The organism is Lawsonibacter sp. LCP25S3_E2, assembly GCF_052117285.1.
Taxonomy (GTDB): Bacteria; Bacillota; Clostridia; order Oscillospirales; family Oscillospiraceae; genus Lawsonibacter.
On sequence record NZ_JBQKJL010000017.1, the window covers coordinates 24,480 to 40,098 of the forward strand.

14 protein-coding genes are annotated in these 15,619 nt (G+C 55.5%); 7 read left to right on the forward strand and 7 right to left on the reverse strand.

All coding sequences use genetic code 11. The features are described from left to right. Window positions 1-121: 121 nt before the first annotated feature. From ACTQ3R_RS13045 to ACTQ3R_RS13060, 4 genes are all read right to left on the reverse strand, one after another. A complete protein-coding gene (locus tag ACTQ3R_RS13045) occupies window positions 122-859 on the reverse strand; it encodes a putative ABC transporter permease (RefSeq protein ID WP_441779644.1) in 738 nt (245 codons plus the stop codon). Between the two features lie 179 nt (window positions 860-1,038). Next, a complete protein-coding gene (locus tag ACTQ3R_RS13050) occupies window positions 1,039-1,593 on the reverse strand; it encodes a DUF308 domain-containing protein (RefSeq protein WP_441779645.1) in 555 nt (184 codons plus the stop codon). Window positions 1,594-1,667: 74 nt separating this feature from the next. Then, window positions 1,668-3,443, reverse strand: coding sequence for an oleate hydratase (locus ACTQ3R_RS13055; RefSeq protein WP_441779646.1), 1,776 nt, complete (start codon window positions 3,441-3,443; stop codon window positions 1,668-1,670). 113 nt (window positions 3,444-3,556) lie between these two features. Beyond that, a complete protein-coding gene (locus ACTQ3R_RS13060; protein ID WP_441779647.1) occupies window positions 3,557-6,187 on the reverse strand; it encodes an S-layer homology domain-containing protein in 2,631 nt (876 codons plus the stop codon). 234 nt (window positions 6,188-6,421) lie between these two features. On the opposite strand from ACTQ3R_RS13060, the gene ACTQ3R_RS13065 reads away from it, so the two are divergent. From ACTQ3R_RS13065 to ACTQ3R_RS13080, 4 genes are all read left to right on the forward strand, one after another. Beyond that, the gene (locus tag ACTQ3R_RS13065; protein WP_441792700.1) at window positions 6,422-7,099 is read left to right on the forward strand and encodes a Crp/Fnr family transcriptional regulator; all 678 of its coding nucleotides are present in this window, start codon (window positions 6,422-6,424) and stop codon (window positions 7,097-7,099) included. 219 nt (window positions 7,100-7,318) lie between these two features. Beyond that, window positions 7,319-7,951, forward strand: a complete 633-nt coding sequence (locus ACTQ3R_RS13070; RefSeq protein ID WP_441779649.1) for an HdeD family acid-resistance protein — start codon at window positions 7,319-7,321, stop codon at window positions 7,949-7,951. A 10-nt stretch (window positions 7,952-7,961) separates the two neighbouring features. Beyond that, the gene (locus ACTQ3R_RS13075; RefSeq protein ID WP_441779650.1) at window positions 7,962-8,426 is read left to right on the forward strand and encodes a TspO/MBR family protein; all 465 of its coding nucleotides are present in this window, start codon (window positions 7,962-7,964) and stop codon (window positions 8,424-8,426) included. Window positions 8,427-8,633: 207 nt separating this feature from the next. After that, complete coding sequence (locus ACTQ3R_RS13080) at window positions 8,634-9,587, forward strand: alpha/beta hydrolase (protein WP_441779651.1); 954 nt, start codon at window positions 8,634-8,636, stop codon at window positions 9,585-9,587. A gap of 47 nt (window positions 9,588-9,634) precedes the next feature. On the opposite strand, the gene ACTQ3R_RS13085 is transcribed toward ACTQ3R_RS13080, so the two are convergent. The 3 genes from ACTQ3R_RS13085 to ACTQ3R_RS13095 all read right to left on the reverse strand — a co-directional run bounded on the left by ACTQ3R_RS13085 (window position 9,635) and on the right by ACTQ3R_RS13095 (window position 12,641). Beyond that, on the reverse strand, window positions 9,635-10,330 hold the full coding sequence (locus tag ACTQ3R_RS13085; protein ID WP_441779652.1) for a DUF6320 domain-containing protein: 696 nt from the start codon (window positions 10,328-10,330) through the stop codon (window positions 9,635-9,637). Then, a complete protein-coding gene (locus tag ACTQ3R_RS13090; RefSeq protein WP_441779653.1) occupies window positions 10,303-11,619 on the reverse strand; it encodes a hypothetical protein in 1,317 nt (438 codons plus the stop codon). The genes ACTQ3R_RS13085 and ACTQ3R_RS13090 overlap by 28 nt, the downstream gene beginning before the upstream one ends. Window positions 11,620-11,750: 131 nt before the next feature. Then, window positions 11,751-12,641 carry a LysR family transcriptional regulator gene (locus ACTQ3R_RS13095; RefSeq protein WP_441779654.1) on the reverse strand — a complete coding sequence of 297 codons (891 nt, stop codon included), beginning with the start codon at window positions 12,639-12,641 and terminating at the stop codon, window positions 11,751-11,753. A gap of 184 nt (window positions 12,642-12,825) precedes the next feature. Between ACTQ3R_RS13095 and citD the strand changes: the two genes are divergently transcribed. From citD to citF, 3 genes are read left to right on the forward strand one after another with little or no spacing between them, the layout of a single operon-like run. After that, the gene (citD, locus tag ACTQ3R_RS13100) at window positions 12,826-13,128 is read left to right on the forward strand and encodes a citrate lyase acyl carrier protein (protein WP_441779655.1); all 303 of its coding nucleotides are present in this window, start codon (window positions 12,826-12,828) and stop codon (window positions 13,126-13,128) included. After that, on the forward strand, window positions 13,125-14,039 hold the full coding sequence (locus ACTQ3R_RS13105) for an aldolase/citrate lyase family protein (RefSeq protein WP_441779656.1): 915 nt from the start codon (window positions 13,125-13,127) through the stop codon (window positions 14,037-14,039). Before citD ends, ACTQ3R_RS13105 begins: the two co-directional genes overlap by 4 nt. Continuing rightward, window positions 14,036-15,613: a citrate lyase subunit alpha gene (gene citF, locus ACTQ3R_RS13110; RefSeq protein WP_441779657.1), complete on the forward strand. Its 1,578-nt coding sequence runs from the start codon at window positions 14,036-14,038 to the stop codon at window positions 15,611-15,613. Before ACTQ3R_RS13105 ends, citF begins: the two co-directional genes overlap by 4 nt. The last annotated feature ends 6 nt before the right edge of the window (window positions 15,614-15,619 follow it).

Consider the following 15,619-nt stretch of genomic DNA (forward strand, 5'->3'; position numbering starts at 1 on the left):
ATCAGCAAAAGCAGCATCTGGATGTCATGGTTTTTTTCATCTCTCCCCATTTTCCGTTTTATGGCTGCTGCAGCATCCACAAAACGGAAACAAATTTTTCTATGCAGAACACGCCGTCAGGTCACCCGTCCTCCACTGTTTCTGGAGCAGAGCGCGGCTGCGTCATATTCTGATAACGTTTCTGCATGGTGTCATCGTCATACCAAGTGTCCAACATGAATTCCAGACGATTGCCGGGCATTTGCCCTTGGCTGCGTTCCTCCATTCGTAAAAATGCGGCGGCGGAAAGAACCATATCAAACGTAAGCAGCACAGCCAGTCCTGCCGCGGCGGCTTGCCCCCTTTGGACGGAAATTCTATCCATCTGCCGCAGCAGATATGGAACCAGGCGATAGATCCATACCACTCCGGCCAATCCCCAGAAGACTGCATACAGCAGGTTGGTGCGGCCGTCCAGATTCAGCGGAAGGTTTGAATAGTCCCAGAACAGGCGATGATAGACCCGCTCAAGCAGCAGGCTGGCCAAATATTCAAACCCTCCGCCTAAAATGGCTCCTCCCAAAAATACCGTCCATCCCCCGTACCGCCGCAAGGGAAAAAGGATCACCGTCATCAGCAATGCTCCAAGTCCCCAGACAACGCTGACAGCACCATAGAGCAGACTGCTGCGGCTCATCAGGACGCCGGTGCCAAGCCAGACGACTCCCATTTCAAACAGGCACCCGATAAATGAGCTGCCCAGAAACAGGAAAAACCACCTATACCAGCTAAGGCGAGGGACTTGAAACGGACCGCAGGCCGAGGCCGCGGAGAGAAGGATCATGGCGGCAAGGGCTGTGAAAATGATAAAAGTGGTCATGGCGTTACCTGCTTTCTATTCTTGTGGGAGATGGTCCAGACGCTGGGCTGTCTATCCTCATCGTACCATTCCAGCCGGAAATATGCGGTTGTCCAGGCAACGGGCAGCCATCGGGCCAAAATGAAAACCAGGACGCTTCGGGCGTCCTGGTTTTTTGGTAAGCAGCAGATGCTGCGGCCTTACAGAGGCTGTGAATCAGGAGGGGATTTTTGGGACATCAAGGCCGTGATCAGGTCACTGACACCATCCGCCACAAGCGCGGCTCCAAAGATCATAATAACCAGTCGGGCGGCGTGAAAGGGATTGACCACCAGCAGGACGCCCAGAATCGTGGGAATGAGAGAGGAGAGAAGCAGAGGGACAAGAATGGCGGACTTGGCCCGGACTGCGGCGATGACCAGGGGGATCTTCCCTACTCCGTCTACCAGAAGCAGAGCTCCCAGGACCAGGGGCAGAAACGAGAGAATTGCCTGAGGCCACAGGATGGCGAAGATGGCAAAGGACATGGGGAGGATGGTCAGAAAGAGGTCTCCTCCAGAAGCTTGCTCGGTTTTACGGTCCTGGATATACCGCCACAGGTGGCTGATTGCATAAACCGCAGCGCCTGCGGCCAGTGCCCACACAAAGACGGAACCGCTGATTCCTGGGAAGAGAAGCAGTGGGATCCCCAGCAGCATATAGAGCAGCGCGATCCAGACAGAAGCCGTCCGGGACCAGAAGAATTGCAGTGTCATAGTAGTTACCTCCTAAAGTCAGAACAAAATGTGAATATTGGAAAGCCAAGCCGCACACCAGGCCATAGCTTAGGTTAGATCAGGGCGTAGTCGTGCAGCAGTTCCAGCAGGGTAGTCCCTTCCAGTTTATCCAAACCAGCTCGCATGGCTATTTTCAAGTGCAGCGGGAGCTTCATCTCCGTCAGCTTTCGTCCATCCAGCAGGTAGTGGGCCGCGTTGAGCAGGCAGCGGATGTCGTAGACAGAATTAAATACTTCCGGGACCCCCCGCTCCACATCCAGCAGGGTATAGACCGCTTCCATGGCGGTGCGCACAGAGTATTCCGTGGTAAAAATCGTGTCCCGCTCCGTCTGAGCAAACTGGCCCAGGAAAGCAAAGTTGACGCAGCCCTCGGGAACCACATCCGGGCGGTCTCCCGCAGCACGGGGCATGAAGAAGGCGGTGACATAGGGCATCATGCAGGGGACTGTGCTGGCACTGTCTCGGGCCAGTTCCTCAATGAGATTTTCAGGCACACCCAGGTGGTACAGCCATTCCATGCAGATCTCGGCTCCCGTGCATTCCTCCATGGGTTTTCCCACAAAGTCTCCGGGTTCGTTGGGATAGAGCCCATAGATCCACCCCACAAGCTGCTCCTTGGGCTGAGCCTTGAAATGGGGCTGGCGGTTAAAGGTCCAGCTCATCAGCCAGGCTGAGTCCTTTATGGTGACAATTCCCCCGGTCACCACCTTGCCGGAATAGGGATCCCGCTGGCAGATGTCCTGAATATAGGGGGCAATTCTATCATCCAAAAGGGTTACGGTAGCCGATTCCCATTTGGTGGCCTGGATGTCCGAGCAGAACTTTTCCGGGCGGCCAAAGAGCGGGTTTTGTACCGCGAGATTTTTCCACAGCCTCCAGCTGGAGCCTTCCCCGTCGGTCACCGTCAGTTTGGGCGGATGATCGTTGTCGCCTAGTGCCGAACTCTCCGTACAGGAGCCGTTGGTGACAAACACCAGATCATTCTCTGTCAGCACCATGACCTCTTCCCTTCCGTCCCGCAGCAGGATCAGCTGGTGGGCCACCTTTTTGTCCGGCAGGAAGTGGAAGAGCACGTTGGTCACCTTGACGCCATAATGGAACTGCACGCCCCGTTCCTTGAGGTAGGATACCAGCGGCAGGATCAGAGACTCATACTGGTTATACCTGGTAAATTTCAGTGCTGACAGGTCGGGCAGTCCACCGATATGGTGGAGGAACCGCTGCAGATAGAGCTTCATTTCCAACGCGGAGTGCCATTTTTCAAAGGCGAACATGGTCTGCCAATAAAGCCAGAAATTGGACTGATAAAATTCCTCGTCCAGCACATCGTCAATGGTCTGATCATAAAGTGCCTCATCCGGGGTGAAGAACAGGCGCATGAGCTCCAAGGCGGCCTCGTCACTGAGATCAAACCGGTTTCCGGTGTCAGCACTCTCCCCCCGGCGCAGTGTGGCACGGTTTTTGGAGAAATTGGGGTCATCCTTGTTCAGCCAGTAGAACTCGTCCAGCACACTGGCGTCTTCCACCTCCAGGGAGGGGATGGAACGGTACAGGTCCCAGAGACACTCGTAGTGGTTTTCCATTTCCCGGCCGCCCCGGATGACAAAGCCCAGATCCGGGACCTGCAATCCGTCGCAGGCACCGCCGGGAAGGGAGGCCTCCTCCAGAATGTGAATATGGTCACCGGGCATTTGGCCATCCCGGATCAAAAATGCGGCGGCGGACAGGCTGGCCAGACCGGAGCCAACCAGCCACGCGGACTTGGCGTCCACGTCTTTGGGCTTGCGGGGGCGGGCAAAGGCTTCATAATTTCCATTGGTATAGTACATAATCGTACCTCCTGATAAGTAATCCAGTTGTTTGACTGGTTAGGGTTTCCCTATGAACTTATGATAATACATAGGGAGCAAAAAGTAGGTTGTCCACACAACGAAGCGGATCATTAACGCAGATTTTCCCAAATCTCCACCCAATTGCTTCGTATATAGTGGTGGGAATTGGCCGCTTCGCAGATGTCGTAATAGGCCCAATGCGAAGCCGGTACATCCAGAAAGGGGTGCAGCTGTGTGTGACGGGAAATAAAGTCCTGATCCGCCCGGCGGTCCAGCATACGGTTTATCACCACAGCGGCCTGCCCGCGTGTCACCAAACGGTCGGGGCCAAAGCTTCCGTCCGGGTAACCGGAGATCCAGCCATACTCCGCAGCACTCATCACGGTCTGGTAATACCAGGCCTCAGGTTTTACATCGGGGAAGGACCCGGCCGGATGGTAAGTAAGGTCTGCAAATCCCATGGCCATCGTCACAAATTCCGCTCTGGTAATGGGCTGATCCGGAAGAAACCGGTTTTCCCCCACGCCGGAAACTTTCCCCAAAGACGCCAGCGCATTGACGGCTTTGGCATACCAGGCATCACTGGGCACATCAGAAAAGCCGGCCCCCCCAGGCACATTCCGGTCGTTCAGAAGGGAATAGAAAATCTGTGCCGCCTGTGCACGGGTCAGGGAATCGTCCGGACCAAACCGGTTTCCGGGATAGCCGCTCAGATAGAAGTTGTGTGCCTGGGTATCTAAATATTTTGATACCCCGGTCTCATTTGGAGACGGCAGAACATTCCGAGAAACAAATTCCGCCCAGATCGTATGATTTTTGGACACAGGAGCAAACCGGTAGCTCTCTTCTCGGTCCACAGGCTCTCCGTCTACCAGGACGGTCTTCAATCGAAATCCTTCATCGGCCCGCATGGTAAAACGAGGTGTCTCACCCCGGCTCACCCACAGGGTTCCTTTGGGGGTAATCATTCCCCCGGATGTAGCCTGTGCTGAAATCGAAAAGGTAGGGCGTATATCTCCGCCTCCGGTGCTGCTTCCGCCTCCGCTGTTGCTTCCGCCTCCGCCGGTCTCATTTCCAGTCCCGGTCTGGCTGTTTTCCAAAAAGGTTCGAATGACCGTTCCTTGATAGTTCCCCTGAAAATAAATGGTAAACCGAACATTTTCCCCTTCTTTTTCAAATGCCGTCACATAATCCGTACCCTGTTTCAAAATCCAGTCTTCATGTTTGAGCACCAGGTTTTCCGCCTCGGAACGGCTGGTGATCGGAGGGATAGAAAGAAGCGTACCATCATAGGGCATAACCGTCACGAACACGCGGATGTGCTCTACCACCTGATAATCCGTCACATCTTCCGGCACATAGCATACAAGGTGCATTTGCTCCCCAGCATTTCCCACCCGAAGGCTTTCGTTTTCCCAGAAAAACCGCGGCTCTAAGGATACGCTGGCCAGATAATCCCCATAGGTCGCCCACTTATGCTCTGGAACGGGATATTCCGGGACGGCCGGATCGATCTGAAAGGAAACCACCTGTTCCAGTCCCGAATACTGGGGTGTTCCCTCTACCTTAGCCTGGACATACCATGTGCCCGCGACGGTGGGAGGTTCCTTTTGAAATGGTCCCTGTGGGGAAGGTCCATAGAAAAATTCCACAGTCCCAAACGCCGCCTGTGCCTGCGGGCTGGCAGCGGGCTCTCCATAGGTCCAATTGTCTATACGCAATGGAATCTGCCAGCCATTTTTTCCCGTAACGGATAGGGAGGCTTCCAGCACGGCGCTTTCATCGGTATAGCGGTATGTGAGCGTTTGATTGGGGGAATCCAACTGGACACGGGTTCCATCCAAGGTCCCGCCGCTTATTATCTGGACGTTTTCGGCGTTCATCCAGGGGACAAGATCGCTGAGCCAGAAGCCATTTTCCCCCTCAGACAGCTGAAACGCTGCAGAGCGCTGCCCGGTCAAATCACAAAAGGGTGCGCTGCCCTCAGGCATCCGGACGGCCAGCAGCTGGTTGTTTCCAGCATACACAGCTTCCAATTTTTCATTGCCGCTGAGATCCAGAGAGGTAAGCTGATTGTCTGTACAGTTTAGGTAGGTCAGATTGGGATGATAGGACAGGTCCAGCGTTTCAATCCAGGTGTGATTCCACAATACCGTATCCAGCTTTTCATTGTGCGACAGATCCGCACGGGTCAGATTTCCACCCAGGACATGAAGTGTGTTCAAATTGGGGTTGCCGCTCAGATCCAGTTCTTCCAAGGGGCTTGCACCCCAGGCAAGGTAAGCCAGGTTGGGAACGCCATGCAGATCCAGCTGGGAGAGATTGGATTGAAAGCAGTAGAGATGTTCCAGCGCCGGCACACCATCCAGCACTAAATTGGACAGCCTGGGATTTTCATTGCAGGTCAACGATGTCAACGCCGGAAAATCGCGCAGCTCTAAGGAGACCAGGTCATTTTCGCTGCAATTTAATTTTTCCAACCCACGAAACCATTCCAGCCCGCTCAAGTCCCGGATTCCCATCTTCCGAAGGTCCATTTTCGTGACCGCATCCCGCTCAGCCTGGGATAAGAACCCATCTGCGTCTGTGTCGCTCTGCTGGACCCAAAGTAAAAACGCCGGATCGGGGAATGTGCTGCTGTCAATGGGGATACTGGCGGATTCTGCTCCGCTGGTCATGGTCATTCCCGCTGTGATACAAAGGATCAGACCCAGCGCAAGTCCTTTTTTCCATAAATTCATAATCATTTCCTCCTTTGGATAAACAGATCATCCAAGCCATTTTTATTGGCTGATATCAGTATGCTGTATAGCCGGGCAAAAAGCGGTTGTCCATCCAACACAGGTGCATACCGGCACACCGTCCGGCAAGCGCAATTGACAAATCCGGTAATTTTCGCTATGGTTATCCCATGGAAACAACCTTGGGAAAGGGGCGGACCAGACATGATGGACCAGGAGAACATGCTTTCTGTTTTGAAGCGCGGATTACTCTTTCGCAATATGGAAGACGGCGAAATCTTAGAAGCGCTGGAAACCATAACCTCCCACCGCAGGACCTACCCCAAGCGCACCTTGGTGATGCAGGACGGGGACTTGATGTCCCAGGTGGGCGTGATCCTGTCCGGAAACCTTCATCTATTTCACATCGACGCAAACGGAAACAGCAATCTCATGGAGGAGTTGGGCGCAGGGGAATCAATCGGCCTTCTCAATGCCATCGGAGGATACCGTCTGCATATTTCGGCCGAAACCACGGCAGAAACCGAAATCTTATTTTTAAATGTCAGCCAGCTGCTGGGAAAGAATGTCCTGACGGCCCCGGTCCAGATCCGTTTTTTACAAAACCTGACCCTTGGGGTCACCCAGCAGGCTCACCGCCTGACCCGGAAGCTGGAGGACAGCATCCGCCGCTCCACACGGGAGCGCCTGCAGGACTACCTGTCCGATCAATTTCATAAAGCGGGCAGCCGCACCTTCTCCATTCCTTTAAACCGGCAGGATCTGGCGGATTTTCTGTTTGTGGACCGCAGCGCCATGTCCAATGAGCTGTGCAAAATGCGGGACGAGGGTCTCTTAAAATTTGATAAGAGCAAATTTGAACTTCTGATTGAGATGCCCATTACCGAGGAGGAACCGGATCCCAACCGATAAGTTCATCTGTCCTCACAAAAAACATGTGCTCCGAAGGCAATTGAACCGCCTTCGGAGCACATGTTTCTTTTTCGTTGGTTGGACAACCGCCAAAGCGGCCTTTTTTTGTTATGCTGACAACAGCCCTCAGGGAAAGAGAGATTTCACTGCATGGAATCGTCGCCGCGCTTTCACCGTGCGGGAGGGACTACACATTGATACGATAGGGAGAAACATAACATGAAACAGGAGCATAACCAGTCCTATACCATATTGGATGCGGAATATCAGGTCATAGATGAGCCGGAAACCACCGGCAGAGGCATACAAAAGGGGGTGATTATAACCGCCTCGGGATTGACAGCCTTGGGATTGGCGGCGTTGTTCTTCCCCGTGGCAGCGGGGATCGGGTTTGCATTTTTCATTACCGCAGGCATATTTCTTTCCGGAATCTCTCAGATCATGATCTTTTTCCGCACAGCCAAAGAACAGCGCAACGGCTGGATGTTGGCAAACGGGGTCCTTCTGGTCCTTGTGTCCGGTCTCAACCTGGCAGGGGCATTGATCAGCCCGATCGGGATTCCTCAAATGATCACCACCGTCTCCTTCTTGCTGGGCATTCTGACCATGTCCGTTGGATTAAACCAGATCACCGGCTTTTTGTCCGAAAAAGGCAAGACGCCGGGGCGCGGCTGGGCACTGTTAAGCGGCGTTCTGAACGTTCTTTTAAGTCTGCTCCTGTTTGTGAACCCGATCCTCAGCTGGTTTGCCCTGGCCACCGTATGGGGGATCTATCTGCTGGCGGCCGCAATCGCCTTATTCTGTACGCTCTGGTCAATGCGGCGCAGTCCCCATACGTCTTCTTCTGTGTAGGAGGTTTTTTATGAAAAAGCTTGGATTTATCTTGTTTCCCCTGCTGGCTCTGGGCGTAGGTGCGCTTTCCGGCTATCTTGCAGAGCCCGGCCTTACGTCGGTATACCCGTTTTTGGAAAAATCGTCGCTGACCCCGCCTGGGTATGTCTTCCCCGTGGTTTGGACCGTTCTGTATGTCTTGATGGGGCTTGGTATCGCCCTTGTGGTAAAGCGAGGGGGAAAGGGCGTCGGTACGTCCGTATTCTTTTGGATAGTACAGTTGGCGCTGAATTTTTCCTGGAGTCTGCTGTTTTTCACTTCCGGCGCGTATTTTGAGGCGCTGGTCTGTCTAAGTCTTTTGTGGCTGGTCCTTCTGCTGATGATCCTGTCTTTTCACGCCGTCCGCCCTCTGGCCGCGTGGATGCAGCTTCCCTATTTTCTTTGGGTCAGCTTTGCGGGTTATCTGAACCTGGTGGTTTGGCAGCTCAACCCGTGAGGCAAATAATTCCCAACGCAAAATGCCAGGGCCCTGTTCCATGCAGGACATGACCGCCGGGGCCGCTCTGGGCTTTGCTCACAGGGCGGCCCTTTCCTTCTGCAAAATCCGGACAACCCACAGCTCACGTTGTGAAAACAACTGCATGTTTCTCCTGGGCATGGTAAAATAAATTCATACCACAGCACAAGAAAGGCAGGTTTTTTTATGAACCTTAACACAAATACTTCCAACCAACGGCAGGAAAAAGCCGACCGCCTCAACCAAAAGCTCACCGAAGCCATGATGACTGCCCTCAAGGCAATCCACAGCGCAGCCTCCCCGGATTCCATGGACACAGAAGACCTGGCCCGCCAGCGCAAGGGCCAGGAGGTCCTGGGCCGCCTGATGTCTCCTCCCATCGGTTTTAGCTGGGAGCCCTTCTCCCTGGGCGATATGCCCATGGCCTGGGTCCGCCCGGAGCGGGGCCATGACCGGAGCAAGGTCATCCTCTACTGCCACGGCGGTGGATATACCAGCGGAAACCTGGGCTACGCCAGGGTTCTGGCCGCAAAGATGGCCAGTGCGACCGGCTGCGAGGTTTTGGCCTTTCAATACCGGTTGGCCCCTGAATTTCCCTATCCCGCTGCCCTGGAAGACGCTCTGGATGCCTGGGAATATCTCATGCACCAGGGCTGGGGGGCAAAAGATGTGATCTTGGCGGGGGACTCCGCAGGAGGAAACCTGGCGCTGGAGCTGACGCTCGCTTTGAAAGAGCAGGGGCGGTTCCAACCCGGACGGCTGGTCCTCTTTTCTCCCTGGACGGATATGTCGGCCAGTGGAGATTCCTACACCCAGCGGGAAGAACTGGACCCTATGCTGACAAACCGCTACATTCAATCGGTACGCAGCGCATACGCCCCGCATGCAGACTACACCCACCCCAAGCTGTCTCCCCTGTTTGCCGACCTGTCCGGCCTGCCCCCTACCCTGATCCAGGTAGGTGAGCGTGAGATCCTTTATTCTGACTCCGAGCAGCTCCTACATGCGCTGATCGCCGCAGGAGTCCCCTGTGTGCTCCAAAGCTGGCCGGACATGTGGCATGTATTCCAGATGTTCCCCTTGAAAAGCGCGGGAGAGGCCATGACCACCATGGCGGATTTTTTAAGACGGTTGGAATAAAGAAAATGCAGGGTCTGCCAGAAGACAGGCCCTGCGTTTTGTTATGTTCAGAAATGGAACCGGCGGCGCACTTGACGGCGAAGATTGGGGCGGGTACGAACCACTGCCAGCGGCAGCATAAGGGTGACGGCCACTGCTGCGGCAATCAGAGACCACATAGGGCGGTACGTCCCCAGGAAACGGTCGATGATAAATTCCAGCCAGATCAGAAAGAGCGCAAGACCGCCCAAAATCAGCATAGCCCGGCTGAGAAATGAACGGTTTTTGGCAGCCATCCAGATGGTCAGCAAAATCAGGGAAAACCCGGCCCAGACCGGCAGGGCGATCCCAGAAAGCCAAACACTTCCCTGTAAAACCGTCCCGATCAGCACCAGCAGACCGCCCACAGCCAGCAAATCCAGCAGCAGCAGAACTGCCGAGGGGGCACGCCGCAGCAGAAGAGGCGGAACCAGCCATACCCACAGCACAGCGCAGGCTCCCACCACAAACAGCGACCAGGGCGCCCCCCGCCACAAAACGAAATTCAGCAGTCCACAGCAAACCCCAGTACATACTGTCATAGCACTGAGCAGGATCGCCAATTCCCGGTGATCCACCGGTTCTACCTCCTGGCGCTCCAGGGGAAAGTTGGGGATCGCCTGAGGGTCAGGCGGACAGACGGGGTTGATGACAGGGGTCTGGCACAGGGGACACGCAGCGGCGTCCTGGTCCAGCTCTACTCCACAGTTGACGCAGTATGACACAGCACACACTCCTTTCGGTTGGAGGTAACTTTCACATGCAGTCCTTCCCGAACCAGTGTCCGGAAAAATTCCCGTTCCACGTCGCTTTCCCGGACCGTCCCCGCAAATGTGATCTCCATAATGTCACCAAAGCTGATGGCGGCACAGTTGACCCGCGGGGTATAAGACTGTCCCAACACCACCTCCATATGGTGAATCAAGGGCTCCATTTCCTCCGGCACCTGAAAAATGCCCGGATTGGTAAAGGTGGTGGAATAGGGGCGGCTTCCAGCAATGCGGTAGCCCAGATCCATGGCAAAATTCTTCACCGGTGAAGGCACCAGCTGGAGAGGCAGGATGTGCTGAAGGGAGACGTTTTTGGTAATGACCGCCTGCATCTCTTGCCGGGTGATGTGCAGGCGCATGTGGTGGTGAACCTGGGCAATGATCTCATCCAGTGTATAATCTCCCAGCTCTGGATTGATGCTGGGACGGACGGTCAAAATAAAATTCCGAAGGGTCGTGGAGGGGAAATAGGGCCTAAGATTGATGGGGACCGCCAAAGAAACCGGCAGTTCCCGCCTGTGTCCCTCCCGCCGCTGCCTGATCAGAATGGATTGGAGCAAGATAGCCGCTAAATACTCCGTAATCGAGGCCCCGTGTCCTTTCGCCGCAGCATGCAGTTCCCTCACAGAGACAAAGCCCATGGTCACATTCAATGTGTAGAAGGGCTCCGGCGTTCCGGTACAGGCATAGGCTTTTGGCTCGCTCATACTCAGGTGGACGCGGGAGTGCGCGTAGCGGGCATAGGCGTCCTCCCACTCTTCCGGCTGGGGCGGCTGTGTGACATCCAGGATCCCATGGGTGTTGGGAACCGCGTGGCCCATTTCCCGCAGATACACCGCCAGCAGCGTTTTGAACAGGACCAGCGCCCCGCCGCCGTCTGCCAGCGCATGAAACACCTCCATGGAGATCCGTTTTTCGTAGTAGAAAAAGCGGATCAGCTTGTCGTGATTCTGGAAGCGCACCGGTTGGCATGGGTTACGGATATCCCGCTGCAAAACAGGACCTGGCCCGTCATCCCGTTCAAAGTAATACCAGAAAAATCCACGGCGTATTTTGACCTGGAATCCCGGAAAGCGCGGCAACGTTTTATCTATGGCCCGCTGCAGACATTGTGGGTCCACAGGGTCCGTCATTACGGCGGAAAACCGATAGAGCGCGGAATAATTCCCCCGCTGGATGGCGGAATACATCATCGCCGCATTGTCCAGATGGTACCAGGATGGCTGAGAAGCACAGGGTTCCACACCGTTCCCCTCCTGCCCATAAAATTCTAAAATTTAATGCTATTATAGCACAGGACCGTTCTTTTTCAACTCATGCTCACGTTCAAAAGGAACGAATTTCTTAACATTCGCTCCATGCGTCATCCAGCCAGTCACTCCCCGGCATTCAGCTTCTGCTCAATCAGCTCCAAAAAGAATTCCATGTAGCCCGGAAGCACGCGCGCTTTCCCATAGCAGGCGTAAAAATGTCTGCCATTTTTATAATGCTTCAGCGGATAAAACAGTTCTCCCCGGTCCACATAGCTGTTTGTGCAGAGCATGCAGCATCCACAGCTTAGCGTAAGCTGCCGGGCCGCCTCCAGGCTGTCTGTTTCCAGCAAAATTTGCGGCTTCTGCCCCAGGGCCTGAAACAGCTTTTCCTGAATCACTCGCACATTGTGCCCCTGTTTCAGCGATACAAACGGAGTACTCAGTGCCTCTTCCAGCGAAATAGGGGTGCCCGCAGCCAAAGACATAGCCAGCGGACTGTCTGCGCCCGCTAAGATCCCTACCGTTTCCTGTTGGAGCAGACGGTAATGCAATCCAGGGCATGTCGCTTCTGTGGAAGCAAGTGCCAGGTCCACCTGCCCCTCTAACACCCGCTGCTCCAAATCCGCACTGCCCGCCTCCTGCAGCAGCAAAGACACATGGGGATAGCGCTGGATAAACTGCGGCAATATTTTGGGCAAAAGATGCACCGACCGCTGAATGCTAATGCCCAGTCGAATTCTGCCCCGGTCCTCCTGCCGTATCTCCTGAAGCTCCTGTTCCAAGTGATCTTGTATGCTCAGCATGTGGCAGGCAGCCTTTAAAAAGCACTCCCCCGCATAGGTGGGGCGTACGGGAAAGGTGCTTCTGTCAAACAGAGGCAGCCCAATTTCCTCTTCGATCTGATGCAGCATCTGACTGAGCGAGGGCTGGCTGATATACAATCTCTTTGCCGCGGCGGTGATCCCCCCCTCCTCTGCAATGGTCTTGATGTACAAAGCCTGTTTGAGGTTCATTCCATCGCCTCCTTTGCTTTACTTTAACACATACCGAAACCGGAATCAATTTAAACATAGTATTTACATTATAATTTATATAGAAATAATTGTATTTGAATTATGATGTTAGGCATGTTACGTTATAAATAACGTAATCCCCATCAACAAACCGGTTGACCGGACCACAAAAGGAGGAACGGATGTGGAAATTTTGAAACCGGCCATGGCTGGCACTCTGGAATCCAGCGATGCGCAGGTCACCGTGGAGCCCGGAAGTGACGGCATACAGCTGACCCTCTCCAGCAGCGTGATGAACCAGTACGGCCGTCAGATCAAGGCCACTGTACTGGAGACATTAAAGCGCCTGGAAGTAACGAATGCCCAGGTCACCGTGGTGGACAAAGGTGCTCTGGACTGCACGCTGAAAGCGCGGGTGGAGTGCGCGGTGTTCCGCAGCTGCGGCCAATCTCAGGCCAACATTCCCTGGGGAGGTGCAGTGCGATGATCCCTCGTCCCAGACCGGAGCGCTTCCGCCTGCGCCGAACTATGATGTTTATGAACGCCCAGAAGCCGGGGCTCATTAAGGATGCCTATATTTACGGCTGCGACTCCATTATGCTGGATCTGGAGGACGCGGTGGCAGAGAACCAGAAGGATGCCGCCCGCTTCTCCCTGTACCACGCCCTGAAAACCATTGACTATGGGGACACAGAGGTCATCGTGCGCATCAACGGATTGGACACGCCCCACTGGCAGGAGGACATCCGGGTGTGCGTAGCCGGCGGAGCCGACGGCATCCGCATTGCCAAGTGCGAAAGCGCCCAGGACGTAAAGACGGTGGAAGCCGCAGTAGAAGCCGCCGAGGAGGAGTTTGGCGTGGAGAAGGGGCGCACCCTGCTCATGGCCGCCCTGGAGAGCCCCAAGGGCATCCTCAGCGCCTATGAGATCTGCTCTGCGTCCGAGCGCATGTTCGGCGTGGCCATTTCCGGGGGCGACTTTCGAAAGTGCATGCAGACCACCCCTCAGCCCGACGGCGTGGATATGCTCTTCGCACGGGGACAGATGCTGCTGGCCGCCCGTGCAGCGGGAATCCAGTGCTTTGACACCGTGTTTACCAACCTGGACGACCAGGCGGGCTTTGAGGCCGAAGTCCTGCAGAACAAGGCCATGGGCTTTGACGGCAAAAGCCTCATCAATCCCAAGCAGATCCGCTTTGTCCACCAGGTCTTTGCCCCCACCGAGAAGGAGATCATCCAGGCCGAGAAGATCCTCCGGGCCTATCGGGAGCAGTCCGCTGCCGGTGTGGGCGTATTTACCGTGGATGGCAAGATGATCGACATCGCCTTTATCCCCGGCGCCGAGCGCACCCTGCGCCTGGCACGGGCCTGTGGACGGTATGAGGGGGATCTAGTATGATTAACAAAGTAGGACGGGATATTCCCGACGCTCTGCTCACCCATGGACGTGAGGTGTATCAGGGCAAGAACTATATGGACGGCAAGTATATCCAGAAGGCCTCACCCCGCACCCGCCGCTGGGAGAAGCCGGTAGACACCAAGGTGGTAGGCTCCCTGGTGCAGGCCCTCAAGCAGTGCGGTGCCAAGGACGGCATGACCTTCTCTTTCCATCACCACCTGCGGGACGGCGACTATGTGGTCAACCAGGTGATGGCCGCCGCCATCGAGGAACTGGGTCTTAAGGACCTGACCATCGCCGCCACCAGCCTGGGCTCCGCCCACGACCCCATTGCCGATTACATCGAACAGGGCAAGGTCATCGGCATCCAGACCTCCGGTATCCGTGGCCGCATGGGCGAGGTAGTCTCCGCCGGTAAGCTGAAAACCCCCGCCATCATCCGCAGCCACGGCGGCCGTCCCCGTGCCATTGAGGCCGGGGATGTTCACATCGACATTGCTTTCATCGCCGCCCCCACCAGCGACCCCATGGGCAACTGCCGGGGCATCGGCGGCAAGAGCAACTGCGGTTCCATGGGCTACGCCATGTCCGATGCCAAATATGCCGACCACGTGGTAGTGGTCACCGACTGTCTGGTGCCCTTCCCCAACATGCCTGCCAGCGTGGAAGCCATTGATGTGGATGCTGTAGTGGTGGTGGACTCCATCGGAAATCCCAAGAAGATCGCCTCTGCCGCCGCCCGCATCTCCCAGAACCCCCGTGATCTCATGATGGCGGAAAATGTGGCTAAGGTCATTGCCTCCACCCCCTATTTTAAGGAAGGTTTCTCCTTCCAGACCGGGGTAGGCGGTCCCTCTCTGGCGGCCAACCTGTTCCTGGAACAGTACATGGATGAGCAAAACATCAAGATGGGCTGGGCCATCGGCGGCATCTGCGGTCCCATGGTGGAGCTGCTGAAAAAGGGCAAGGTGGGAAAGGTCATTGACGTACAGGATTTCGACCTGGACGCGGTGAACTCCATCAATCAGACCCCCAACCACTTTGAAATGAGCGCCTCCCAGTACGCCAATCCCGCCAACAAGGGCGCCTTTGTCAACAGTCTGGACTTTGTGGTGCTGGCCGCGCTGGAGATCGACACCGGCTTTAACGTCAACGTACTTACCGGCTCGGACGGTGTACTCCGGGGAGCGCCCGGCGGACATCCCGACACCGCCGCGGGCAGTAAGTGCTGCATCATCGTCACCCCCCTGGTCCGGGGCCGTATGGCTACCGTCTGTGAGCACGTGGTCACCGTCACCACACCAGGCGACTGTGTGGACGTGCTGGTCACCGATTACGGCATCGCCGTCAACCCCCTGCGTCCCGACCTCATCCAGTGTCTGGACCGGGCGGGCATCCCCCACGTGACGATCGAAGAACTGAAGGACAAGGCCTACTCTCTGGTGGGCCGCCCCGACGATCTGGAATGGGAGGACCAGGTAGTGGCTGTGCTGGAGGCACGGGATGGCACCATTCTGGATGTGGTACGCAAAATTAAGCCCTATGACCCCAACAAAGCGGAAGAAACCAAATAAATGACC